This is a genomic window from Noviherbaspirillum sp., from assembly GCF_035627455.1.
Classification (GTDB): Bacteria; Pseudomonadota; Gammaproteobacteria; order Burkholderiales; family Burkholderiaceae_D; genus Noviherbaspirillum.
Genome location: NZ_DASPLS010000059.1, coordinates 120,762 through 143,104, shown reverse-complemented (window position 1 = coordinate 143,104; position 22,343 = coordinate 120,762). Strand labels below are relative to the sequence as shown.

General features: G+C 64.5%; 20 protein-coding genes and 1 pseudogene. 10 read left to right on the top strand and 11 right to left on the bottom strand.

From position 1 onward, the window contains the following. Window positions 1-132 precede the first annotated feature (132 nt). A complete protein-coding gene (locus VEC01_RS10985; RefSeq protein ID WP_324900853.1) occupies window positions 133-1,560 on the top strand; it encodes an APC family permease in 1,428 nt (475 codons plus the stop codon). Beyond that, on the top strand, window positions 1,550-2,242 hold the full coding sequence (locus VEC01_RS10980) for a class I SAM-dependent methyltransferase (protein ID WP_324900852.1): 693 nt from the start codon (window positions 1,550-1,552) through the stop codon (window positions 2,240-2,242). Before VEC01_RS10985 ends, VEC01_RS10980 begins: the two co-directional genes overlap by 11 nt. Here VEC01_RS10980 and VEC01_RS10975 read toward each other — a convergent pair. Next, the gene (locus VEC01_RS10975; protein ID WP_324900851.1) at window positions 2,172-4,859 is read right to left on the bottom strand and encodes a sensor domain-containing phosphodiesterase; all 2,688 of its coding nucleotides are present in this window, start codon (window positions 4,857-4,859) and stop codon (window positions 2,172-2,174) included. The two genes, VEC01_RS10980 and VEC01_RS10975, sit on opposite strands and share 71 nt — an antisense overlap. Before the next feature lie 202 nt (window positions 4,860-5,061). Here VEC01_RS10975 and ppnN point away from each other — a divergent pair, with 202 nt between their 5' ends. Further along, entirely contained in the window at window positions 5,062-6,432 is a 1,371-nt protein-coding gene (gene ppnN, locus VEC01_RS10970; RefSeq protein WP_324900850.1) for a nucleotide 5'-monophosphate nucleosidase PpnN, read from the top strand. A 33-nt stretch (window positions 6,433-6,465) separates the two neighbouring features. Here ppnN and VEC01_RS10965 read toward each other — a convergent pair whose 3' ends face one another. Continuing rightward, window positions 6,466-8,787 (bottom strand): DUF1631 family protein, encoded by a 2,322-nt coding sequence (locus tag VEC01_RS10965; RefSeq protein WP_324900849.1) that lies wholly within the window; start codon window positions 8,785-8,787, stop codon window positions 6,466-6,468. Window positions 8,788-8,873: 86 nt separating this feature from the next. After that, window positions 8,874-9,641: a 16S rRNA pseudouridine(516) synthase gene (locus VEC01_RS10960; RefSeq protein WP_324900848.1), complete on the bottom strand. Its 768-nt coding sequence runs from the start codon at window positions 9,639-9,641 to the stop codon at window positions 8,874-8,876. A 133-nt stretch (window positions 9,642-9,774) separates the two neighbouring features. Here VEC01_RS10960 and VEC01_RS10955 point away from each other — a divergent pair, with 133 nt between their 5' ends. From VEC01_RS10955 to VEC01_RS10930, 6 genes are all read left to right on the top strand, one after another. After that, window positions 9,775-10,272, top strand: a complete 498-nt coding sequence (locus tag VEC01_RS10955; protein ID WP_324900847.1) for a pyridoxamine 5'-phosphate oxidase family protein — start codon at window positions 9,775-9,777, stop codon at window positions 10,270-10,272. After that, window positions 10,269-11,609, top strand: coding sequence for a GAF domain-containing protein (locus VEC01_RS10950; RefSeq protein WP_324900846.1), 1,341 nt, complete (start codon window positions 10,269-10,271; stop codon window positions 11,607-11,609). Before VEC01_RS10955 ends, VEC01_RS10950 begins: the two co-directional genes overlap by 4 nt. Window positions 11,610-11,753: 144 nt before the next feature. Then, window positions 11,754-12,692 (top strand): exopolyphosphatase, encoded by a 939-nt coding sequence (locus tag VEC01_RS10945; protein WP_324900845.1) that lies wholly within the window; start codon window positions 11,754-11,756, stop codon window positions 12,690-12,692. Between the two features lie 254 nt (window positions 12,693-12,946). Next, window positions 12,947-13,909: a thiamine pyrophosphate-dependent dehydrogenase E1 component subunit alpha gene (locus VEC01_RS10940; protein ID WP_324900844.1), complete on the top strand. Its 963-nt coding sequence runs from the start codon at window positions 12,947-12,949 to the stop codon at window positions 13,907-13,909. A gap of 11 nt (window positions 13,910-13,920) precedes the next feature. Continuing rightward, on the top strand, window positions 13,921-14,919 hold the full coding sequence (locus tag VEC01_RS10935; RefSeq protein WP_324900843.1) for an alpha-ketoacid dehydrogenase subunit beta: 999 nt from the start codon (window positions 13,921-13,923) through the stop codon (window positions 14,917-14,919). A 29-nt stretch (window positions 14,920-14,948) separates the two neighbouring features. Continuing rightward, window positions 14,949-15,347 carry a hypothetical protein gene (locus VEC01_RS10930; RefSeq protein WP_324900842.1) on the top strand — a complete coding sequence of 133 codons (399 nt, stop codon included), beginning with the start codon at window positions 14,949-14,951 and terminating at the stop codon, window positions 15,345-15,347. A gap of 69 nt (window positions 15,348-15,416) precedes the next feature. Here the strand turns inward: VEC01_RS10930 and VEC01_RS10925 are convergent. Then, window positions 15,417-15,923, bottom strand: a pseudogene (locus VEC01_RS10925) (GNAT family N-acetyltransferase). Window positions 15,924-16,047: 124 nt separating this feature from the next. Beyond that, complete coding sequence (locus VEC01_RS10920) at window positions 16,048-16,968, bottom strand: methyltransferase domain-containing protein (RefSeq protein WP_324900841.1); 921 nt, start codon at window positions 16,966-16,968, stop codon at window positions 16,048-16,050. 280 nt (window positions 16,969-17,248) lie between these two features. Here VEC01_RS10920 and fnr point away from each other — a divergent pair, with 280 nt between their 5' ends. Beyond that, window positions 17,249-18,010, top strand: coding sequence for a fumarate/nitrate reduction transcriptional regulator Fnr (fnr, locus tag VEC01_RS10915; protein WP_324900840.1), 762 nt, complete (start codon window positions 17,249-17,251; stop codon window positions 18,008-18,010). Window positions 18,011-18,120: 110 nt separating this feature from the next. On the opposite strand, the gene VEC01_RS10910 is transcribed toward fnr, so the two are convergent. The 6 genes from VEC01_RS10910 to ccoO all read right to left on the bottom strand — a co-directional run bounded on the left by VEC01_RS10910 (window position 18,121) and on the right by ccoO (window position 22,331). Continuing rightward, complete coding sequence (locus VEC01_RS10910) at window positions 18,121-18,351, bottom strand: hypothetical protein (RefSeq protein ID WP_324900839.1); 231 nt, start codon at window positions 18,349-18,351, stop codon at window positions 18,121-18,123. A 201-nt stretch (window positions 18,352-18,552) separates the two neighbouring features. Further along, the gene (locus tag VEC01_RS10905; RefSeq protein WP_324900838.1) at window positions 18,553-19,089 is read right to left on the bottom strand and encodes a FixH family protein; all 537 of its coding nucleotides are present in this window, start codon (window positions 19,087-19,089) and stop codon (window positions 18,553-18,555) included. A 21-nt stretch (window positions 19,090-19,110) separates the two neighbouring features. Then, entirely contained in the window at window positions 19,111-20,505 is a 1,395-nt protein-coding gene (gene ccoG, locus VEC01_RS10900) for a cytochrome c oxidase accessory protein CcoG (RefSeq protein ID WP_324900837.1), read from the bottom strand. A 107-nt stretch (window positions 20,506-20,612) separates the two neighbouring features. Further along, window positions 20,613-21,536 carry a cytochrome-c oxidase, cbb3-type subunit III gene (ccoP, locus tag VEC01_RS10895; RefSeq protein WP_324900836.1) on the bottom strand — a complete coding sequence of 308 codons (924 nt, stop codon included), beginning with the start codon at window positions 21,534-21,536 and terminating at the stop codon, window positions 20,613-20,615. Further along, window positions 21,529-21,711, bottom strand: coding sequence for a cbb3-type cytochrome c oxidase subunit 3 (locus VEC01_RS10890; protein ID WP_324900835.1), 183 nt, complete (start codon window positions 21,709-21,711; stop codon window positions 21,529-21,531). Before VEC01_RS10890 ends, ccoP begins: the two co-directional genes overlap by 8 nt. Before the next feature lie 2 nt (window positions 21,712-21,713). Next, complete coding sequence (ccoO, locus tag VEC01_RS10885; protein WP_324900834.1) at window positions 21,714-22,331, bottom strand: cytochrome-c oxidase, cbb3-type subunit II; 618 nt, start codon at window positions 22,329-22,331, stop codon at window positions 21,714-21,716. Window positions 22,332-22,343 lie beyond the last annotated feature (12 nt).

Here is a 22,343-nt window from a genome sequence, read left to right as displayed (position 1 = left end):
TTCCGTTCGCCCACCGGTGACTACCGGGAGCGAAAGCTCTGCGACTATTGAGCAAGCGCGAACCTTGCGACACCCTGCCGAAACTTTTTCATCGCGCCGCTTTCGCACCTTCGGTCCACCTAAAGGATGTCCATGCATACAAAGCCTCATGACAACGCGGCGCCGTTACCCGGTTCGCCGCAGCAGGTGCTGCGCGTCCGGGATGCGACCGCGGTGATCGTAGGCATCGTGGTCGGCGCCGGCATCTTCAAGGCGCCGGCAACGGTTGCCGGGCTGGCAGGCGACCCCACCTGGATATTCGCTCTCTGGCTGCTCGGCGGCGTGATTTCGCTGGTCGGCGCATTGTGCTATGCGGAACTCGCGACCGCCTTCGCGCACGCCGGCGGGGATTACCATTTCCTGCAGCGCGCGTACGGGCCTTCGGTATCCTTCCTGTTCTGGTGGGCACGTTTTTCCGTGGTGACAACCGGTTCCATCGCGCTGCTTGCATTCGTGTTCGGCGACTACATGAACCGCCTGCTGCCGCTGCCGTTCGGCGGTTCAGCATGGTATGCGGCGCTCGCGGTGGCCGGGATTTCCTGGATCAACCTGCGCGGCACCCGTACCGGCATCGCCGCCCAAGCCTGGCTGACCGCAATCGAAGCCGGCGGCCTGCTGCTGGTCGCTGCCGCCGGCCTGCTGGCGCCGGAAGCCGGCGCGGGAACCGCGGCCGCCGCAGCCGTGCCCTCGCCGGGGCCGCAGGCGCTCGGCCTGGCGATGGTGTTCGTGCTGCTGACCTATGGCGGCTGGAACGAAGCCGCCTACATCAGCGCCGAACTGAAGGACGTGCGGCGCGGCATGGTCAGGTCGCTGGTCTGGTCCATCCTCATCATTACGGCGCTGTATCTGCTGGTCAACTGGGCCTACTGGCACGGCCTCGGCGTCACCGCCCTCGCGCGGACCGAGGCGCCGGCGGCCGACCTGCTGCGCGTCGCATTCGGCCCGGCCGGGGAAAAAGTGATTTCCGCGATCGTCGCGGTTGCCGCGCTGACCTCGCTCAATGCCACCATGATCGTCGGCGCCCGCACCAGCTACGCGATGGGGCGCGACTGGCCGGCGCTGGCGTCTCTCGGCCTGTGGGACAGCCGCCGCGGCGCGCCGGTCAATGCGCTGCGCGTGCAGGGCATCGCAGCGCTGCTGCTGGTCGCCGCCGGCAGCATGACCGGCAGCGGCTTCAATGCGATGGTCGAGTTCACCGCACCGGTATTCTGGCTGTTCTTCCTGCTTTCCGGCATATCGCTGTTCCTGCTGCGCCTGCGCGAGCCGGCTGCCGTCCGTCCGTTCAGGGTGCCGTTGTACCCGCTGCTGCCGGCGATTTTCTGCGCGACCTGCGCCTACATGCTGTGGTCCAGCCTTTCGTACGTTTCCAGCCAGTCCCTGGGCGGGATAAACGCGGCCTGGATGGGCGTGGCGGTGCTGGCCGCCGGTTGCGTGCTGTTGTGGCTGATGCGTATGCGCTCGGCGCGCATCGGCGCCATGCAAACCGAGCACCTTTCCAAAGGAGACGTAAATGAAACCTAGCCACCACCCAGATCCCTTCACCCTGCTCTTCAGTCCGGTGCTCGCGATGTTCCTGGTCGCCGCCCTGCTGGCGCTGTCCGGCCTGCCCGCGTTCGCGCAGCAGGAACCGGCGCGCAAGCCCGACGTGCCCTATGTGCCGACGCCGGAACCGATCGTGGAGAAGATGCTCGACATGGCCAAGGTCGGCAAGGACGACGTGCTCTATGACCTCGGCTGCGGCGACGGCCGCATCGTGATCACCGCCGCCAAGGAGCGCGGCGCGCGCGGCGTCGGCATCGACATCAACCCGCAGCGCATTGCCGAGGCGAAGGCCAACGCAGAAAGCGCGGGAGTAGACGGCAAGGTCAAGTTCATGGTCGGCGACTTGTTTACCGCGAACTTTTCCGAGGCAAGCGTGGTAACGCTGTACCTGCTGCCGGATGTCAACCGTGCGCTGCGCCCGCAATTATGGAAGCAGCTCAAGGTCGGCACGCGGGTGGTCTCGCATGACTTTGACATGGGCCCGGAATGGCCGCCGGAAAAGACGGAGCGCGTCGGACACAAGACGATCTACTACTGGACCATCACATCCGCGCACAAGAAGGCAATCGCCAAGGCGGGCAGCAAGGCCGCTAATGCAACGACAGCGTCTGCCGGTTCTGCAGCATCCGCCTCAGGTCTTCAACGGGTACCGGGCAACTGAACAGGAAGCCCTGCAGTTCGTCGCAGCCGTTTTGACGCAGGAAGTCGAGCTGCTCCCGGCTGGAAACGCCCTCGGCGATGACTTTCATGCCGAGGCTGTGGCCGAGCGAGATGACGGCGCGCGCGATAATGGCGTCGTTCGGGTCGGCGCCGATGTCGCGCACGAAGGACTGGTCGATCTTCAGATGATCGACCGGAAAGCGCTGCAGGTAGGACAGGCTGGAATAGCCGGTGCCGAAGTCGTCGATCGACAGGTGCAGCCCCATGTCCTTCAGGTCGCGCAGCACGCCCGCCGCTTCCTCCGGGTCCTGCATCACCACGCTTTCGGTCAGCTCCAGTTCCAGCATGCCGGGGTCGAGGCCGGAAGCGGCGAGCGCATCGCCCACCACGGTGGTGATCGTTGCCGGCTTGAACTGGCGTGCCGACAGGTTGACCGCCACACGCAGCGGCGGCAGGCCGGCGTCCTGCAGCGCCCGGATCTGCGCGCAGGCGGTTTGCAGCACCCACTCGCCGATCGGGACGATCAGGCCGGTCTCTTCCGCCAGCGGGATGAATGCCGATGGCGGCACCGCCGCCTTGCCTTTGCCGGGATACCAGCGCAGCAGCGCCTCGGCGCCGACCATCTCGCCGGTACGCAGATCCACCTTCGGCTGATAGTGCAGCGCGAATTCGTCGGCCGCCAGCGCCTGGCGCAGCTGTGATTCGAGCGACAGCCTTTCGGTGGCGTACCGGTTCATTGACGGCGCGTAGAACTGGAAGTTGTTCCTTCCCCTGTCCTTGGCCCGGTACATCGCCGCGTCGGCATTCTTGAGCAGCGTGTCGGCGTCCGCGCCGTCGCGCGGATAGAAGCTCAGGCCGATGCTGCAGCTGACGAAAAACTTGTGGCTGCCGACCCGGAACGGCCGGTCGATGGTCTTCAGGATCCGTTCCATCAGCGCGCCCACCGCCTTTTCATCCTTCTGCTCCGCCAGCACGAACGCGAATTCGTCGCCGCCGTAGCGTGCGACCGTGTCCTGGCCGCGCAGGCAGGACACCAGGCGCTCGGCCACCTGCTTGAGCAATTCATCGCCGACGTTGTGCCCGAGGCTGTCATTGATGAACTTGAAGTTGTCGAGGTCCATGAAACCGACCGCCACCGAGCCGCCGAAATGCTGCGTCGTGGCGATCGCATCCCGGATGCGCTCCTTGAGCACCTTGCGGTTGGCCAGCGCGGTCAGCGCATCGAAATTGGTCTGTCGTTCCAGTTCCTTCTCGTAATGCTTGACCTCGGTGATGTCGTTGAGCACGCCGACAAAGTGCGATACGACCCCATCGGGCCCGCGTACCGGCGCGATGTGCACATCGTTCCAGAACAGGCTGCCGTCCTTGCGGTAATTGCGCAGCAGCACCGATGCTTCGTCGCGGCGGCGGATCGCCGCCCGGATCGCGTCGACCCCGGGCTGCTCGCTATCGTCTCCCTGCAGGAAGCGGCAGTTGCGTCCCAGCGTTTCCGCGGGCGAATAGCCGGTGATCCGCTCGAAAGCCGGGTTCGCGTATTCGATGTTGCCGTCAAGGTCGGTGATGATGATCGCGTTCACACTCGCCTGGATCGCCCGGTTGCGTAGCCGCAGCGTTTCCTCTGCGCGGCGCCGCTCGGTGATGTCCACGCCCATGCCGGCGATGCAGGAGCGCCCGTCCAGCTCGATGCGCACGCCATTGAAGTAATACGGGATGCGGCGCCCGTCCGCCGTTCTCAGCGCGGCTTCGACGGCCGCGCTGCCGCGCCCCAGCACCTCGGCGATCCGGTCGGCGACCAGCTCCTTTTCCTCCTCGGTGCCGAAGAAATCCAGCGGATGCGAGCGCGCCATCTCTTCATGGCTGTACCCGGTGACGATCTCGAAATTCCGGTTCCAGCGCAGGAACCGCCCGCCCTGGTCGAATACGTAGACGATGCCCGGCAGGCTGTCGATGATGTTCTGCGACAGGCTCGCTTCCCGGGTTCGCCGTTCGAACTCTGCCTGCAGCGTCGCGTGGGCGACCTGCAGCTCGGCGGTGCGCTCGGCGACGCGCTGCTCGAGATGGCGGTAGGACGCCTTCAGCAGGTTCGCGGCTTGATCCCGTGCAGAAACCGCTTGCTTCAAATCATCCAGGTTCTTGCGCAATTCAATCTGCGCCACCACTTCGCGGCCGAGGGTGCGCAGTGCCGCCTGCTGGAACTCGCTCAGCTCGCGCGGCACGTGGTCGAGAACTGCGAGGCTGCCCAGCGCGTGGCCGTCCCGGGTAAGCAGCGGCGCGCCGGCGTAGAAGTTGATGAAAGGCGGGCCGGTCACCAGGGGATTGTGCGCAAAGCGCGGATCGGCGGACGCATTGTGGACGATGAAGAGCGCATCCTGGCGGATCGTATGGTGGCAGAACGCGATGTCGCGCGCGGTCTCCTGCACCGCCAGCCCTATCCTGGACTTGAACCATTGCCGTTTATCATCGAGCAGCGAAACGACTGCCATTGGCGTGCCGCAGATGCCGGCGGCAAGGGCCACGATGTCGTCGAATGCGGGCTCGGCGGCGGTATCCATGATCCGGTACCGCCCCAGGGTCTCCAGTCGCGTCACTTCGTCCGGCGTGACCATCGTATCCATCATTTAGCTGTCATCCGTTTAATAAATCGCACGCAAGTCATTCGACGCAGGCGCTTGTCGAACGTTCGCCGGCCTTCCCGGCCTTCCACAAAGCAAACGGTTATTGACGCCGGACTACGCAACTCGCCGTTATCCGTGTAAGCTGGATGAAAAGAAACTACGCAGGCATGTTCCACTTTTCTTTGATGAAGCGTTCTATATCACTATGAAACACGACGTCGTCGATATCCAGATTTCCCCTGAAGGCCGCCTCGACATCCTGTCCAAGGCGGAGGTCGCGAAGCTGCTCGATACCAGCCAGGGCGGCCTCTACAACATCTTCCGCAATTGCTCGCTGGCCGTCCTGAACTGCGGAAACGCGCTCGACGACGGCAAGGAACTGCTGGAACGCTACAAATCCTTCGACATCTCGATCATCCAGCGCGAGCGCGGCATCAAGCTCGATATCAAGGGCGCGCCGGCGAATGCCTTCGTCGACGGCAAAATGATCAAGGGCATCCACGAACACCTGTTCGCGGTGCTGCGCGACGTGATCTACGTCAACGACGAGATCAAGGACAATCCGAAATTCGACCTGTCGACCTCGGAGGGCGTCACCGACTCGGTATTCCACATCCTGCGCAACGCCGCCGTGCTGCGGCCGACCACCAACCCGAACCTGGTGGTGTGCTGGGGCGGGCATTCGATTTCGCGCGAGGAATACGATTATTCGAAGAAGGTCGGCTATGAACTCGGCCTGCGCGGGCTGGACATCTGCACCGGCTGCGGGCCGGGCGCGATGAAGGGACCGATGAAAGGCGCGGCGATCGCGCACTCGAAGCAGCGCATCGGCAACGGCCGCTACCTCGGCCTGACCGAACCGGGCATCATCGCCGCCGAGTCGCCGAACCCGATCGTCAATGACCTGGTCATCATGCCGGACATCGAAAAGCGCCTCGAAGCCTTCGTGCGCGTGGGGCACGGCATCGTGGTGTTTCCCGGCGGCGCGGGCACTGCGGAGGAAATTCTCTACGTGCTCGGCATCCTGCTGCATCCCGACAATGCAACCCAGCCCTTCCCCCTGATCTTTACCGGACCGGAAGCGGCGAAGGAGTATTTCACCCAGATCGACCGCTTCATCGGTGAAACGCTCGGGCCGGCGGCACAGAAGCGCTACAAGATCATCGTCAACGACCCGGAAGAGGTCGCACGCGAAATGCTGGCGGGCATCAAGCTGGTGCGCGAATACCGCAAGGAGCGCAGCGATGCCTATTACTACAACTGGTCACTGAAAATCGACCACGAATTCCAGATGCCCTTCCAGCCGACGCATGAAAACATGCGCAACCTGCACCTGCACAAGAACCAGGAGCGGCACCTGCTGGCGGCGAACCTGCGGCGCGCGTTCTCCGGCGTGGTGGCGGGAAATGTGAAGGACCAGGGCATCCGCGCGATCGAACAGCACGGGCGCTTCGAAATCCGCGGCGACGCCGACCTGATGGAACACCTCGACGCGCTTCTGTCGTCATTCGTCGCGCAGCACCGGATGAAGCTGCCGGGCAAGAAATACAACCCCTGCTATCGCATCATCAAGTAACCGATGTCCCGGCGCTGCCGGGACATGCTTGTTCTATTGGAGGCTGCCCGCGCCAAAGAGCAGGGACTCGACCGCGCGCTCGAATACCGGCGCATATTCGACCGGTACGATTTCTTCCGCCTGCAGCGCGGCAAGCAGCGACGCCGGCGTATAGATCGCAAGCGCCGCGCCGCGCTCCTGCCGGAACAGGTACAGCGAGCGGTGGGTGCTGATCCACACCAGTTGTCCGGCGCGGTTGCTGCCGTCGGCGGCGCGGAATGCGACGCGGGTGCCGAGCAGATAGGTCTGCGCGAGGAATTCGCGGTCCGCGGCGCTCGCGGCCGGCATATTGAGTCCGAAGTGAAGTTCGGCGCCGACTGCCTTGCCCCCGAGGATTTCCTCGATCAGGTCTTCGCGCGGCGGCGGCGGCTCGGCCTGGTTCCATGACGCGCGCTCCCAGTGGACCACCAGCCGCGCGAACTGCTGCCGCAGATCGTCCAGCGCCGCCGGCGCCGGCGCTCCCGCCTTCGGTGCGCCGCGCAGCACCTGGGTGTGCATTTCCATCAGCAGGTCGAGGATGCCCTTGGCCTCCTCTTCCGGCAACTGGATGATTTCCAGCGCCTTCCGGATGCGGCGCACGAGGTCGGGCAAAAGCCGCATCAGCGCGCCGCGGTCCTGCGCCGTCTTGTCCTGCACGCTCCACAGCAGCTCGGGCAGCGCCGCATGGAACTGCCGGTACAGGCTTTGCGCATGGTCCGGCCCCAGCCCCGCCTGCTGGTCCAGCCAGGCGGCGCGCACCAGCACATGCGGCCACAGCATGATCAGGAAGTCGGAGATACGCTTGTCGGCATTCAGCGGCAGCAAGACATCCATCAGGTCCCTGGCCGCGTTGCCGAGCAGCACACTGAAGCGTTCGGCGTCTTCCACCGCTTCGATGCCGCGCGACACCTTCGCATCGTCCTGGCGCAGGAAGTCCGACATGAACTGGTCGAATTCGCGCACGCTGTCCTCGAACACCGCGCTGTCGGTGTCGAAATCAGCCAGCACCTTGTTGACGACGCGCTCGATCTCGGCGGCGAGCTTCTTGCCGGCGGCGGAAGCCGGATCGGCGGCCACCGCCGCGGTGCTCATCCGGTTCAGCAGCCGGCGCGCCGGATGCTCCTCGTCATGCATCAGCGCCGGCTCCATCACCGCCGCCTTGAGCATCGGGATCTGCAGGCGGGCGATCTGCGCGCGCAGCGCCGCCGGCACGTGGTCGTCCTCGAGGATGAATTCGAACAGCATGGACACGACGTCGACCGTCATGCGGTCCATCGTCGATGCCTTGGACAGGTCCATCCGGTCGCGCAGCGCGGTGCCGGCATCGGCGCCGCCTCCCGCCACGGCCTTTTTCTGGAATGCGTCGAGCTGGGCGACCAGCGGATTGGCATGCGCGGCCGCGCGCCGCTCCTCGTCGCTGCGCGCGCCCGGCGAGCGCGCCGGGCTGAACATGGTGCGGATGAATTCCTGCACCGACGGCGGCGCGGCGGCGCCCGGCGCGGCGGCGCCCGGCGCTTCCGCCTGGCCGCCTGCGCCGAAAGACGCCGCGCCGGCAGCTGCCCCTCCCTGGCTGGACTGCAGGGTCTCGAGCACGCGCTGCAGCCCCGGCATCACCCGTGCCGACAGCTGCGCCGACATCGCCGGGTCCGATACGGGGGCGCCGAAATAGCGCTGGTTGTGCGCCGCTCGGGAACGCTGCGCCTGGAACTTGCCGACCACGCCGGAAGATTCGAATACCTCCCGGATCGCGTTGTAATACCCGGGCAGATGGTGCGCGAGCGTGGTCGACAGGTGTTCGAACAATACCTTCGCCTTGGCCTCGTCGTCGACCGTTTCCTTGATCGCGTCGTACAGCGTGCGCGCCAGCAGGTAGGGCCGGAACGGGTTTTCCCGCTCCTTCGCCTCATGCTGTCCGTGCAGCCTGGCGATGATCACGTTCAGGCGGCCGATGCTTTCCTCGTTCGCATCGCGCATGCGCTGCGCCAGCCTGCCGACCTCGATCTGGTGGGTCACCACCTCGTCGTCGATCAGCGACAGCTCGTCCGCGGACACCTGGCGCATCCCCGGGCGCAGGTCGACGTACATGGTTTGCATCGCCCGCTCCAGCCCGGCACGGAACAGCATGTCGACGCGGCGCAGGAACACGTTGCCGTCCTGGCGCAGGAAATGGCGCACCGCGGTCAGCGTCGAGCGGTCGATCGCCGATTTTGCTTCCGACAGCAGATCGACGATGCTCTTGTCCGCATCCTGCATTGCGCGTTGTACAACAGCAAGATAACCGAACAGAGCGCGGCCTTTCGCCGCCTGAATCAAGCGCTTGTACTCAGTGTCAGCCATGCGTCAAGGTGCGTAATGAAGATGGGGCTATATATTATTAGGAAAACCGGAAGTTGTTTTCCAGTCCGCCGGGAAACAATCGCAATTCATTGACTGACGTCAGCAGTCGCTGAAAAAGATCCGGGCGGCGCCTCGGCGGTTTCCCGCGCCAGCAGCGCCAGGTCGTCCTGCTCGAGGTAGCGCCACTCGCCCTCTTCCAGGCCAAGCGCATCGAGGCGCAGGGCGCCGATCGCGGTGCGCTGCAACGCAACACAGTGGTTGCCGGCGGCGGCAAGCATGCGCTTGACCTGATGGTACTTGCCCTGTTCCAGCACGATTTCAATGCGGTGGCTTTCCACCGCGCGGCAGTGCGTCGCCGCCAGCGGCGCCGGCTCGTCGTGCAGCTGCACGCCCTCCAGCAGGCGCGCGACCAGTGCGTCGTCGGCCGGCGCGTGGGTGGTCGCCAGATACAGCTTGGGCACGTGCCTGCGCGGCGAGGACTGCGCATGGATGAAGGCGCCGTCGTCGGACAGCAACAGCAGGCCGGTGGTGTCGTGGTCCAGGCGCCCGACCGGCTGCACGTCGCGCCAGCCGAACTGCTCGGGCAGCAGCGTCAGCACGCCGGGATGGTGGCTCGGCTTGCGCGAGCACTCGAAGCCGGGCGGCTTGTTGAGCGCAAGGTAGACATGCTCGCGGTAGCGCCAGGTCTCGCCGAACACCGTGAACTCCAGCCCGTCGGTGTCGGCGCCGGCGCGGTAATCGCGCACCGGCTCGCCATTGCTGCTCACTTCGCCATCCGCGATCAGTTCGCGGCACCATTTCCGGCTGCCAAATCCTTGCGATTGCAGTATCCGGTCCCATGTCGTCTTAGCCATTCCGGGACTCTACCAGAAGCGCAGGCCCGGCGGGAATCGCCGCGACGCGCATGACGCGCGCGGATTTCGCGGGTATGATTTGTCGGACAGATAACGACACCAGGAATCCGTATTTTCCCGCTCGCCGGCCTCGATGACAGCCCAGCCAGAACCCCCGATTGACGCGACCCACGCCGCCTTCATGCAGCGCGGCGTTTCCATCAACGTGGCAACCTGCGGCGCCGATGCGCTGCCGACGCTGGTGCGCGCCACCGGCTGCCGGGTCTCGCCGGACCGGCGCCGGGTCACGGTGTTCATATCGGCCACCCAGGGTGCGCCGCTGCTGAAATGCCTGCGCGACAACGGCTCGATTGCCGTGGTCTTCAGCGAGCCGTCCACCCACCGCACGGTGCAGGTCAAGGGCAGCCATGCGGAAGTCGGCGCGCTGACCGAAGGCGATCTGCAGACGGTTGCCGCGTACCGGACGGCGTTCGCGCGCGAACTGGAGCCGCTCGGCTACCCGGAAGTGCTGATCCGCACCCTGCTCTCCTTTCCGCCGGCCGACATCGTCAGTATCAGCTTTGCGCCTGGCGAAGCCTATTCCCAGACACCCGGCCCGCGCGCCGGCGAACCCCTGCGGAAAAACCCATGACGATCAAGCTCGACGCCATCCGCGAATGCTTCGAGGGCGTGATCCCGGCGACCATTGCCACCGCCTCGCCGGACGGCATGCCCAATATCGCGCTGCTGTCCCAGGTGCAGTTCGTCGACAGCGAACATGTCGCCCTTTCTTACCAGTTCTTCAACAAGACGCGCCAGAACGTGATGGTCAACCCGCGCGTGGCGCTGGTGCTGGTGCATCCGGTGACGGTCACCCAGTACCGCCTCGCGCTCGAATACCTGCGCACCGAAACGGCGGGCCCGCTGTTCGAGGCGATGAAGGCGAAACTGGCGGGCATCGCGTCGCACACCGGCATGGGCGGTGTGTTCCGCCTGCTCGGCTCGGATGTGTACCGCGTGCTCGATATCCAGAAGATCCCCGGCGAATCGCTGCCGGCGCAACCGCCGCAGCGCAACCTGCTGGCCGGCTTGCGCACGACGACGGAGCGCCTGGCCGCGTGCGGCGACCTCGACCGCCTGCTGGCGGAAACCCTGTCCTGCCTGGAACGCCACTTCGGCATCCGGCATGCGATGGTGCTGATGCTGGACCAGCCGGGCGGGCGCCTGTACACGGTGGCCAGCCACGGCTACGAAGCGTCCGGCGCCGGCTCCGAGATTCCGCTCGGCCAGGGCGTGATCGGCGTAGCGGCGCGGGAAAGGACCCCGATCCGCATCGGCCACATGACTTCCGAATACGCGTACAGCCGCGCGGTGCGCGAAAGCGCGCAGGACAGCGACTGGGCCAGCGCGCTGGAGACCGAAATCCCGCTGCCCGGGCTGGCGGCGCCGCGCAGCCAGCTCGCGGTGCCGATCAGCGCCGGCCAGCGCCTGCTCGGCGTGCTGTATGTCGAAAGCCCGCTGGACCTGCGCTTCACCTACGATGACGAAGACGCGCTGGTCGCGCTCGCCGGCCAGCTCGGCATGGCGATGCATCTGCTGCAGAACGCGCCGGCGGACGCGCCCGACGAATCGCAGGACGGCTGCGAACCGCCGCTGCAGCAGGATGGCACGCCGCTGGCGATCCGCCATTACCGCGAGAACGACAGCATCTTCCTGGACGACGACTACCTGATCAAGGGCGTGGCCGGCTCGATCTTCTGGACGCTGTTGCGCGACTTCCTTGAAAAAGAACGCACCGAATTCACCAACCGCGAGCTGCGGCTGGACGCCCGCATCCGCCTGCCCGACGTGAGCGACAATCTCGAAGCGCGCCTGATCCTGCTCAGCAAGCGCCTGGCCGACCGCAAGGCGCCGGTGCACATCGAGAAAACCGGCCGCGGCCGCTTCCGGCTGTGCGTGGAGCGGCCGATCCGGCTGCTGGACGAATAGGCTTCTCGCGGACTCCTTGATCCGGCGGCTTGAAAAACAGCGGCGCCCGGGCGTAAGATCTTTCTTTTTGGCAATTCAACCGGGCGGTGCATTGAGGCGCGCCCGGCATTCCGCCCAAGCCCGTTATCCGTTCAAGGAGCCTTCATGTCTGCAACACAGCAAAAATATCGTCTCGTCACCCGCAGCGACTTCGACGGCCTGGTGTGCGCGGTTCTGCTCAAGCACCTGGACCTGATCGACGACATCAAATTCGTCCACCCGAAGGACATGCAGGACGGGAAAATCGAGATCACCGGCCGCGACATCACCACCAACCTGCCCTACGTCCCCGGCGCGCATATCGCGTTCGACCACCACTACTCGGAGACGCTGCGCAATACCGGCGACCGCGGCAACCATGTGATCAATCCGCATGCGCCGTCGGCCGCGCGCGTGGTGTACGACTACTACGGCGGCTCGGCCGCCTTCCCGGCCGCGTGGAACGAAATGATGGACGCGGTCGACAAGGGCGACGCCGCGCAGTTCAACCGGGACGAAATCCTGCACCCGCGAAAATGGGACCTGCTCAATTTCCTGATGGATGCGCGCACCGGCCTGGGCCGCTTCCGCGAGTTCCGGATCTCCAACTACAACCTGATGATGGACCTGATCGACTACTGCCGTAACCACACGATCGACCAGATCATGGAACTGCCTGACGTGCGGGAGCGCGTCGACCTGTATTTCGAGCACGAGCAGAAATTCAAGGAGCAGTTGAAGCGCTGCACGGTGGTGCACAAGAACCTCGCGGTGCTCGACTTGCGCAACGAGGAGACGATCTTTGCCGGCAACCGCTTCATGATCTACGCGCTGTTCCCCGAGACCAACATCTCCATCCACGTGCTGTGGGGACTGAAGAACCAGAACACCGTGTTCGCCACCGGCAAGTCCATCCTCAACCGCACGTCCAACACCAACATCGGCGAGCTGATGCTGAAGTACGGCGGCGGCGGCCACGAGAACGCCGGCACCTGCCAGGTCGACAACGACAAGGCGGAACAGGTGCTGCAGGAACTGATCGCGAAGATCAACGCCGACGGCTGAGCCGCATACCTGTCGCGAACAGGCTCTTTTCGGCATCCCGGTGCGCGCCGGGATGCCGCTCCCTCCAAATCCACTCAGCAAGCCCCTCGCCCCCTGTTTCCGAACCCGTCGGAAACTTCCGCTCCCCGCTTTCTTAAAACTTCATTCAATAATCCTTAAAAAAATCTTAAGCCTTTTTTCGCCCCGTCTTTTCCGCCCGGCGCCGCATTAGACTTCGTCCGTCAGCGCATTTCGCGCGATTCGAAAGGACGAACATGAATCAACGCACGACAGGAAATTCGCCCGCTGCCATGCTGGAATGCATGATGCTGATCCGGGCCTACGAGGAAAGACTCGCCGCGATGCATGCCGCCGGACAGGCCGCCGGCACCTGCACCTCGGTGGGCCAGGAGGCATCGGCGGTGGGCGTGGTGCGCGCGCTGCGCGAGTCCGACCGCATCCTCACCAACCACCGCAGCGCCGGCCACCTGCTCGCGCGCGGCGCGGAACCGGGCCGCATGCTGGCCGAGGTGATGGGCCGCAGCACCGGCTACTGCAAGGGCAAGAGCGGCTCCCTGCATATCTCCGCGAAGGAGCTGGGCGTGGTCCTCACCTCGACCATCGTCGGCGGCGAACTGTCGCTGGCGACCGGCGTCGCGCTGTCGCTGAAAATGCTGGCGCAGGACGGCATCGCCGCCTGCTTCTTCGGCGACGGCGCGGCCTGCGAAGGCATCTTCCATGAATCGCTGAACCTCGCCGCGGTGTGGGAGCTGCCGATTCTCTATGTCTGCGAAAACAACCAGTGGCAGGCATTCGTCCACCGCAACGAAACCATGCGCGGCGACCATGTGAGCGCATGGGCGGAGCGCTACGGCATGCCCTCGCGCACGGTCGACGGCAACGACGCCGAGGCGGTGCATGCGGCCGCGGTCGAAGCGGTCGCCACGATCCGCGCCACCGGCAAGCCTTATCTGCTGGAGACCTACACCTATCGGCTGCGCGGCCATTTCGAGCCGGACGACCAGGCGTATGTCGATCCGCAGGAACTGGCGGCATGGCGCGCCCGCGATCCGATCGCCACGCTGCAGCAGCGGCTGCTCGCGCGCGGCGTGCTTGGCGAAGCGGATCTGGCCGACATGCAGCGCCGCGTCAATGAACAGATCGAGCGCGCCGGCGCGTTCGCGGCGGCGTCGCCCTTCCCGGCGCCCGCCGAACTCACTACCGATGTCTACGCATAAGGAGCACTGCCATGCCGCAAATGACCGTCAATGAAGCCATCGGCGAGGCGCTCGCCGAAGAGATGCGCCGCGACGCGCGGGTGCTGATGTTCGGCGAAGGCGTCGCCACCAAGCGCCGCGAACTCGTCGATGAATTCGGCAAGCTGCGCGTGCGCAATACGCCGCTGGCCGAGGGCATCATCGCCGGCACCGCGGCCGGCGCGGCGGCGACCGGCCTGCGCCCGGTGGTCGACCTGCTGTTCGCGCCCTTCCTGTGCTTTGCGATGGACGAGATCGTCAACAGCGCCGGCAAGCTGCGCTACATTTCCGGCGGCCAGTTCGAATTCCCGATGGTCGTGATGGCGATGACCGGCGCCGGCTGGACGGTCGGCGCGCAGCACAACCACAACCTCGAAGCCTGGTTTGTGCACAGCCCCGGACTCAAGGTGGTCATGCCGTCCAATGCCGCCGACTTCAAGGGCCTGCTGAAGGCCGCCATCCGCGACGACAATCCCGTGCTGTTCTTCACCGACCTCGCACTTGGCTACGTGCCGGGCGAGGTGCCGGAGGGCGAAGTCGTGATCCCGCTCGGCAAGGCGGCGGTGCGCCGCGAAGGCGCCGATGTCACCATCATTTCCTATGCCAAGATGGTCGACACCTGCCTGCAGGCGGCCGGCCGGCTGGCGGAAAACGGCATCGACGCCGAGGTGATCGACTTGCGCACCTTGAAGCCGCTCGACGAGGAAGCGATCCTGCGTTCGGCGCGCAAGACCGGGCGCGTACTGGTGGTGCATGAAGCCAGCCGCATGTGCGGCGTCGGCGCCGAGATCAGCGCCATCGTCGCCGAGCACGCGTTCGACGCGCTGCGCGCGCCGGTGATGCGCCTGACCGGTCCGGACGCGCCGGCGCCGTCCAGCTACCTGCTGGAGCAGGCCTTCCTGCCGCAGGCCGACGCGATCGTTGCCGCCGCCTCGCGCCTGACCGGCAGGGATGTGCTGCATGTCGTCGCCGCCGAAGAACAACCCGCCTGATCCACCCATTCAAGAAAGAGAGAATCATCATGCACGCTTCCCCGCGCACCCTCATCTCGCCTGTCGGTATCGTCTGGCTCAAGCTGGCGGTGCTTTACCTGATCGTCGGCGTCGGGCTGGGCATCGCAATGGGCGCCAGCGAGAACTTCACGATGCGCCCGGTGCACGCGCACATCAACCTGCTCGGCTGGACCACGATGGCGCTGGCCGGCCTGGTCTACAGCGTCTTCCCGGAAGCCGGCGCCAGCCGTCTGGCGAAGATCCACTTCTGGCTCAACAACATCTCGCTGCCGGTGATGGCGATCGCGCTCGCCCTTGTGCTGTCCGGCGCGCGCCAGGTGGTCCCGGTGCTGGCCGCATCCGAAATCCTCGCCGCCGCCGGCATCCTGGTGTTTGCCGCGAACATCTTCCTCAATCTGCGCAAGTAAGCCTTCCTCACGCGGAGAGAGCCGGCCGTGCCGGGGGGAGGCACGCCGGCGCGGGCCGTCCACCAGACATCAATCTGCGGCGCCGAAGGCCGCGTGATAGAAAACCTCGCCTTGCGGGACAAGGGACTGGAGCGGAAGCGCCAGGAAAAACGCCTGCGGCACCCCGGGCAGAACAAGCCCGGGATGGTTGGCGAAACCGAAGCGGCCATAGTACGACGGCTCGCCGAGCAGTACGCAGCCGGCGGCGCCGCGTCCGCGCAACAGCGCCAGGCCATGCTCGATCAGGCCCCGCCCGATGCCTTGTTTCTGGAGCGGCGGAAGTACCGAAACCGGCCCCAGCCCTTACCATCCGTGCGAGCCGTCGGAAACGGCCACCGGTGAAAAGGCGATGTGCCCGACAACCCGGGACGACCGCTCGGCCACGAGTGAAATCGCAAGGGCGCCGGACGCGCGCAGTGCGCGAACGATGCAATGTTCGGTATGCCTGCTATGGGGATGAGACGCAAACGCCTGGCGGGTAAGATCGTCGATGGCGCTTGCATCGCAGCCGTGTTCCGGGCGGATGACGAAGTCCATGGCGCGAAAGGCTCGGCCAAGCGACAGAAAAACGACAGAAAAGCGCGCGGATATCCTGACACGAAACGGGTGTCAGCAACAATAGGGAAAGCGCGCGCGGTGCGCGCCCTCTCCCATTGTCCGTTCAGGCCGCGATCCGCTCCTCGACCAGGCGTGCGGCGTCGTGCGTGACGCGCACCGCGCGCAGCGCATTCTGCAGCGACGGGATCGATCCTCCGGCGCGGTACTGGAAGCTTACCCGCAGCGTGTCGCCGGCCTCCACCTGCACCGGCTCCTCGAGCGGCAGCACCATGTAATGGTTCAGCCAGTCGATCGTCTCGCCCTGCTCCATCACCACCGCGAGGATGTTCTTGGTGATGAAACGCAGCGCGTTGACGCAGCCGTCCTGCATCACCGGGAAGCTTCCTTCCCACTGGATGGCCTCGGCGACCGGGGTGGTGAAATCGAGGATGCTGTAGACCGCCGGCGGCGACAGCTCGCTGCTTCCCGCCTGGATCGCCGAGGGCTCCTGGAACTGCACAATCGGCGCCTGGAAGCCGGCGAAATCATATTCCTGCTGCAGCGGCTGGACCGCCATGATGACCGCCTCCGGCACGAACACCGGCAGTTTCGGCCCGAAACGCTCGCGGTAGCGGCGCTTGAAGGCCTCGATCACCTGGACCTGCTTCTCGCGCAGCATGCCGACGTGGATCATTTCGCAGATCACGACATCGACCGGTTCCGGCGGCAGGTATTCAAATGCGTCCGCATGCACCACTTCCACCTTGTGCCCGTTGCGGTTGCGGGCCAGCAGGCGGCGCGATTCGGCCACCAGCTCGGGGTTGAATTCGACGCACCAGACCTTTTCCGCTTTTTGCGCGGCAAACCAGGACAGCACGCCGGTGCCGCCGCCGAGTTCCAGCACCCGCGCGCCGGCGAACACGGTGCGCTCGATGGCCGCCTTGAAACCCTCCATGCGGCGGCTGTCCATCAGCATGTTATGGTGGTAGTGCAGAGGAATGAATTGGCCGAGATAGCAGCTCTCGATTTCCCGTTCAGTCAGCATGTCGTCCCTGTCGTTCGAAATTGGCTCCGTCCCGGACTGCGCACGAAACCTGCTAGAAAGAGGCGTGCGTTTCCGTCGGGTGAAAGCAATTATCGTCGGGGGCCTGAAAAACGAAGCGGCGATATGCGCCCGGATTGCCAGCCTGTTCACAGGTTCACATGTGGTACGGCTTTTGCATCCCTATTCTTGACCCAGCTCAAATAGAAGCAACAACGGCAATTTTCTATAATCTCGGAAACGGGCTCGTAAAATGAATCTGCATCGACTCAATCCAGCTGAAATGACTCAACCTATCCCTTTCCCTGCCCCTCAGTCCACCGCCACCGTTCATGACCTGCGCGCGCGCTGCTCCGCCTGCAGCATGCACCAGCTCTGCCTGCCGATGGGGTTGAATGATTTGGATATGGCCAAGCTGGACCAGATCATCGGACGCCGCCGCAAGGTGCCGCGCGATGCGCACCTGTACCGCGTCGGTGACCCGTTTACGAACCTGTATGCGATCCGCCTGGGCCATTTCAAGACCCACCAGATCAATCCGAGCGGCGACCAGCAGATCACCGGTTTCCAGATGGCGGGCGAGCTGCTCGGCCTGGACGCGATCAGCACCGAGCGCCACCACTGCAACGCGATCGCGCTGGAAGACAGCGAAGTCTGCGAAATCCCGTTCGCCCGCCTGGAGGCGCTGTTCGCCGAGATCCCGACGCTGCTGCACCACTTCCACCGGATGATGAGCCAGGAAATCACGCGTGAGCAAAGTGTCATGCTGCTGCTGGGGAACATGCGCGCGGAACAGCGCTTCGCCGCCTTCCTGACCAACCTGTCGGCGCGCTACTCGGTGCGCGGCTATTCGTCGACCAGTTTCCAGCTGCGCATGACGCGCGAGGAAATCGGCAACTATCTCGGGCTGACGATCGAAAGCATCAGCCGCCTGCTCTCGAAGTTCAAGAAACAGGGCTGGATCAAGGTGAACAACCGGGAACTGGAACTGCTGGATCCGACCACGCTGAAGGCGGTGGCGGCCGGGACCCAGACTTGCGCCTGAGCGCCGGCCGGCACCGGCCGGAGCGCCCCTTGAAGAATCAATAACTTAGCTGAAAATCAGGCGGCAGGGTGCATGATGCGCCCTGCCGTTCGCGTGCGTGCGCGATCCGGTCAGAACGGCTGGCGCTTGTCACCCGGCGAGCCCATCAGGTAGCAGGTCAGCATGCTGGCCAGCGAGCAGAATGCCCAGAAGCAGAAGAAACCGAGGGTATACACCGCCAGCGGCTGGACATCCGGATAAGTCCCGCCGAACAGCGACAGGTCGTTCGGGTCGAACAACGAAAAAAAGAACCCTTCCGCGACGATCGCCACCAGAAAAGACGGCCACAAAACGACCATCATCAGCCGCGCCATCAACCTACCCTCCTTTCAACCCGAAAATCGGCATTCCCCGGTTCTGCGCCTGTTAATTTTCTTTCATTTTCCCGGAAACGGATTCCCGATTCCGGGAAACGATTCACGAGAATGAGAAAGATCAGGTGATTTGAATTATGCCGGAGTCTCTGACTTCGTGCCCTGAGACAAAAATACCGGTTTCCGATTTCATTGCCCGTCGGCGGCAGCGGGCTGCAGCACCACCTGCTGCTGTTGCGGCCACATCCATTCCCCGCCCAGGCGCCAGTCGCGCTGTTCGCCTTCGATCACGACCTGCCAGCGCGCGATGTCGAGCATCGGCAGCGCCACCGAGAACGTGCCCTGCTGGTCGGTCTGCGCCTGCATCTTCATGTCCTTGCCCGGCTGGGTCGAGTGCACCAGGCTGACGAAGACCTTGCCGGCGTACGGCTTCTTCTGGCTTTCGATGGTGCCCAGCAGCCGGCCGTTGGCCGCGTCATAGCGCAGCGCCGCCCCCAGCTGCATGGCGGCGGCGACCTGGTCGCGCCGCAGGTCCTGGTTGATCGCCTTGCCTTCCTTGTAATAGTCGTCGACCACCAGCGCATCCTGCTGGGTGACCGCGATGTAGATCGTGATGAAGCCCGCGACCACGACGACTGCCGGACCGAGCATCAGCAGCCAGGGCCAGCGGTGCTTGTACCACGGCTTCACGTCGGCCGACTTGTTGGGAACAGTTGCTGCCATCATCACCATCTCCTGAGTAACGCGTCAACGCGGCACGATGAATACCGCTTTTTCCTTCACGTGCAGCCGCTCTTCGTCGAGCGCCTGCAATTCAAATGCGATCTTGTTGGAGCCCTTCTCGCCCTTGCCCGGGCCGACTCGCACCCGCACCGGGACCGCGCGCGCTTCGGTGCCCTTCAGTTCGACCTCATCCGGCGACGCAAGTGCGATCGAATCGATGCCCGACACGCTGATCTTGTACTTGTGCGGACGTTCGTCGGTATTCATGATCTGCAGGCGGTAGACGTTCTCGATCATGCCGTCCTCGACCTCGCGCCCCATCGAGCCGCGGTCACGGATCACGTCCATCTTCACCGGCGTGCGCATCATCAGCGACACGACCGAGGCGGTGATGATGACCAGCATGATCGCCGAGTAGATCAACACGCGCGGACGCAGCGCGCGGCGGCGGATCTGCTGCGGGGTCAGCTTGTCCTTCATCGCGTTGTCGGTCGCGTAGCGCACCAGGCCGCGCGGCGCGCCGATCTTGTCCATCACGCTGTTGCAGGCATCGACGCAGGCGGCGCAGCCGATGCACTCGTACTGCAGGCCGTTGCGGATGTCGATGCCGGTCGGGCATACCTGCACGCACATCGAGCAGTCGATGCAGTCGCCCAGCGACGAAGACTTGGCCGACTTGCTGCGGCCGCCGCGCGGCTCGCCGCGCTCGCGGTCATAGGTGATGACCAGCGTGTCGCTGTCGAACATCGAGCTCTGGAAGCGCGCATACGGGCACATGTAGGTGCAGACCTGCTCGCGCAGCCAGCCGGCATTGCCGTAGGTGGCAAAGCCGTAGAACAGCACCCAGAACCATTCCCAAGGGCCGAAGCTGAGGGTCGCCGCCTCGGCGAGCAGCTCGTGGACCGGCGTGAAATAGCCGACGAAGGTGAAGCCGGTCCACAGCGCCACCAGTCCCCAGGCCAGATGCTTGGCCGACTTCCTGGTGAACTTCTCGACCGACATCGGCTGCTTGTCCAGCCGCATGCGGGCGCTGCGCGTGCCTTCGATCTTCCGCTCTATCCACATGAAGATCTCGGTGTAGACGGTCTGCGGACAGGAATAGCCGCACCATACCCGCCCTGCGACGGCGGTGAACAGGAACAGCGCGAACGCGCAGACGATCAGCAGCAGCGCCAGGTAGATGAAATCCTGCGGCCACAGCACGAGGCCGAAGAGGTAGAACTTGCGGGCGGTGAGGTCGAACAGCACCGCCTGGCGATCGTTCCAGGACAACCAGGGCAGGCCGTAGAAAACGATCTGGGTGAGCCAGACGAAGATCCAGCGCCAGGTGGTATAGCGCCCCTGGATTTCGCGCGGGTAGATTTCTTCCCGCGCCTGGTACATCTTGATTACGGAAACCTTGGCTGCAGGTTCGCTCATTGGATGACTCGCTCGGTATATTTATTTCAGGAGGAGAAACCCTTTTCCCCTCTTGAAATAAGCATGGCGGCGCAGCGGCCGCCATGCATTATAGCCTCGCGCTAGAATTACTTCTGGTCAGAGGTCGTGTTGGACAGGCTCCAGACATACGCCGCCAGCAGGTGCACCTTGCCTTCGCCGAGGAAGTCGTTAAACGCCGGCATGGTGTTGGTGCGGCCCTTGCGGATGGTTTCCATGATGGTCTCCGCGCTGCCGCCGTACAGCCAGGTCTTGTCGGTCAGGTTGGGCGCGCCCATCGCCGGGTTGCCCTTGCCTTCCGGACCGTGGCAGGCTGCGCAGGCTGCGAACTTCTCCTTACCGAACGATGCCTTGATCGGGTCGGCGGTGGAACCGGACAGCGAGAGCACATAGTGCGCCACCGCTTCCACGTCCTTGTCGCCGCCGACTGCCGCTGCCATCGGAGGCATGTTGCCGGCGCGGCCGTTCATGATCGTGGCCTTGATCACGTCCGGCTCGCCGCCGTACAGCCAGTCCTTGTCGGTCAGGTTCGGGAAGCCCTTGTTGCCGCGGGCATCGGAACCGTGGCACTGCGCGCAGTAGGTCAGGAACAGGCGCTCGCCGATCGCATGGGCCTGCGGGTCGGCCGCGACCGCCTTCAGATCCTGCTGCTGGTACTTCGCGAAGATCGGACCGAAGTCGGCATCTGCCTTCTTCAGCTCGGCTTCATACGCACCGGTCGATGCCCAGCCCAACTGGCCCTTGAACGCGCCCAGGCCGGGATACAGCACCAGGTAGACCACGCCGAACACGATGGTGATGACGAACATCCACATCCACCAGCGCGGCATCGGGTTGTTCAGCTCGCTCAGGTCTTCGTCCCAGGTATGGCCGGTGGTTTTCGCCTCCTCGCCATCATTCAGGACGATCTTGGCCTTGGACTGCACCCACAGCAGGATGGTGCAGCCAACGATGCCGAGGATCGTCAGCAGCGCAATGTAAATACTCCAGAAATCACTTGTAAAGTCAGCCATGTTGTTTCTCCGCAGCTTGCGTATCCATTTCGTCAGCGAACGGCAGGTTCGCTGCCGCCTCGAAGTCTGCGCTGCGACGCGCACTGTATGCCCACCAGCAGATGCCGATGAAGGTCAGAAAGCTCAGTACGGTCACCAAATTGCGCGCATCGGTGATCAGGGATTCGAAGGCCATGATTACCTCTTCGTCTTGATCTGGATGCCCAGGCCTTGCAGGTAGGCGACCAGCGCGTCCTGCTCGGTCTTGCCTTCGAGCTCCTTGGCTGCGTTGGCGATTTCCTCATCCGTGTACGGATGGCCCAGCTTGCGCAGGGCAATCATCTTCGGCGCCGCCGACTGCGGATCGACCTTGGTCGTCGCCAGCCACGGATAACCCGGCATGTTCGACTCCGGCACCACGCTGCGCGGATTGTCGAGGTGGGTACGGTGCCACTCGTCGCTGTAGCGGCCGCCGACGCGCGCCAGGTCCGGACCGGTACGCTTGGAGCCCCACTGGAACGGGCGGTCGTAGACGAACTCGCTCGCCACCGAGTAGTGGCCGTAGCGCTCGGTTTCGGCGCGGAACGGACGGATCATCTGCGAGTGGCAGTTGTAGCAGCCTTCGCGGATGTAGACGTCGCGGCCGGTCAGGCGCAGCGCCGAGTACGGCTTCAGGCCGGCGACCGGTTCCGTGGTCGACTTCTGGAAGAACAGCGGAACGATTTCGACCAGGCCGCCGACGCTGACCACCAGAAGAACCAGCGCGATCAGCAGCCAGGGGTTCTTCTCGATCAGTTCATGTGAAAATTTCTTCATGTTTGCTCCTTG

Excerpts from the sequence above, each read along its gene's own strand:
- ppnN (WP_324900850.1), top strand. The coding sequence starts at position 5,062 with ATGAAACACGACGTCGTCGATATCCAGATTTCCCCTGAAGGCCGCCTC.
- VEC01_RS10920 (WP_324900841.1), bottom strand. The coding sequence starts at position 16,968 with ATGCTGACTGAACGGGAAATCGAGAGCTGCTATCTCGGCCAATTCATT.
- VEC01_RS10975 (WP_324900851.1), bottom strand. The coding sequence starts at position 4,859 with ATGATGGATACGATGGTCACGCCGGACGAAGTGACGCGACTGGAGACC.
- VEC01_RS10890 (WP_324900835.1), bottom strand. The coding sequence starts at position 21,711 with ATGGCCTTCGAATCCCTGATCACCGATGCGCGCAATTTGGTGACCGTA.
- VEC01_RS10940 (WP_324900844.1), top strand. The coding sequence starts at position 12,947 with ATGAATCAACGCACGACAGGAAATTCGCCCGCTGCCATGCTGGAATGC.
- ccoO (WP_324900834.1), bottom strand. The coding sequence starts at position 22,331 with ATGAAGAAATTTTCACATGAACTGATCGAGAAGAACCCCTGGCTGCTG.
- VEC01_RS10930 (WP_324900842.1), top strand. The coding sequence starts at position 14,949 with ATGCACGCTTCCCCGCGCACCCTCATCTCGCCTGTCGGTATCGTCTGG.
- VEC01_RS10955 (WP_324900847.1), top strand. The coding sequence starts at position 9,775 with ATGACAGCCCAGCCAGAACCCCCGATTGACGCGACCCACGCCGCCTTC.
- VEC01_RS10935 (WP_324900843.1), top strand. The coding sequence starts at position 13,921 with ATGCCGCAAATGACCGTCAATGAAGCCATCGGCGAGGCGCTCGCCGAA.
- VEC01_RS10980 (WP_324900852.1), top strand. The coding sequence starts at position 1,550 with ATGAAACCTAGCCACCACCCAGATCCCTTCACCCTGCTCTTCAGTCCG.
- VEC01_RS10910 (WP_324900839.1), bottom strand. The coding sequence starts at position 18,351 with ATGATGGTCGTTTTGTGGCCGTCTTTTCTGGTGGCGATCGTCGCGGAA.
- VEC01_RS10945 (WP_324900845.1), top strand. The coding sequence starts at position 11,754 with ATGTCTGCAACACAGCAAAAATATCGTCTCGTCACCCGCAGCGACTTC.
- ccoG (WP_324900837.1), bottom strand. The coding sequence starts at position 20,505 with ATGAGCGAACCTGCAGCCAAGGTTTCCGTAATCAAGATGTACCAGGCG.
- VEC01_RS10965 (WP_324900849.1), bottom strand. The coding sequence starts at position 8,787 with ATGGCTGACACTGAGTACAAGCGCTTGATTCAGGCGGCGAAAGGCCGC.
- ccoP (WP_324900836.1), bottom strand. The coding sequence starts at position 21,536 with ATGGCTGACTTTACAAGTGATTTCTGGAGTATTTACATTGCGCTGCTG.
- VEC01_RS10950 (WP_324900846.1), top strand. The coding sequence starts at position 10,269 with ATGACGATCAAGCTCGACGCCATCCGCGAATGCTTCGAGGGCGTGATC.
- fnr (WP_324900840.1), top strand. The coding sequence starts at position 17,249 with ATGACTCAACCTATCCCTTTCCCTGCCCCTCAGTCCACCGCCACCGTT.
- VEC01_RS10905 (WP_324900838.1), bottom strand. The coding sequence starts at position 19,089 with ATGATGGCAGCAACTGTTCCCAACAAGTCGGCCGACGTGAAGCCGTGG.
- VEC01_RS10960 (WP_324900848.1), bottom strand. The coding sequence starts at position 9,641 with ATGGCTAAGACGACATGGGACCGGATACTGCAATCGCAAGGATTTGGC.
- VEC01_RS10985 (WP_324900853.1), top strand. The coding sequence starts at position 133 with ATGCATACAAAGCCTCATGACAACGCGGCGCCGTTACCCGGTTCGCCG.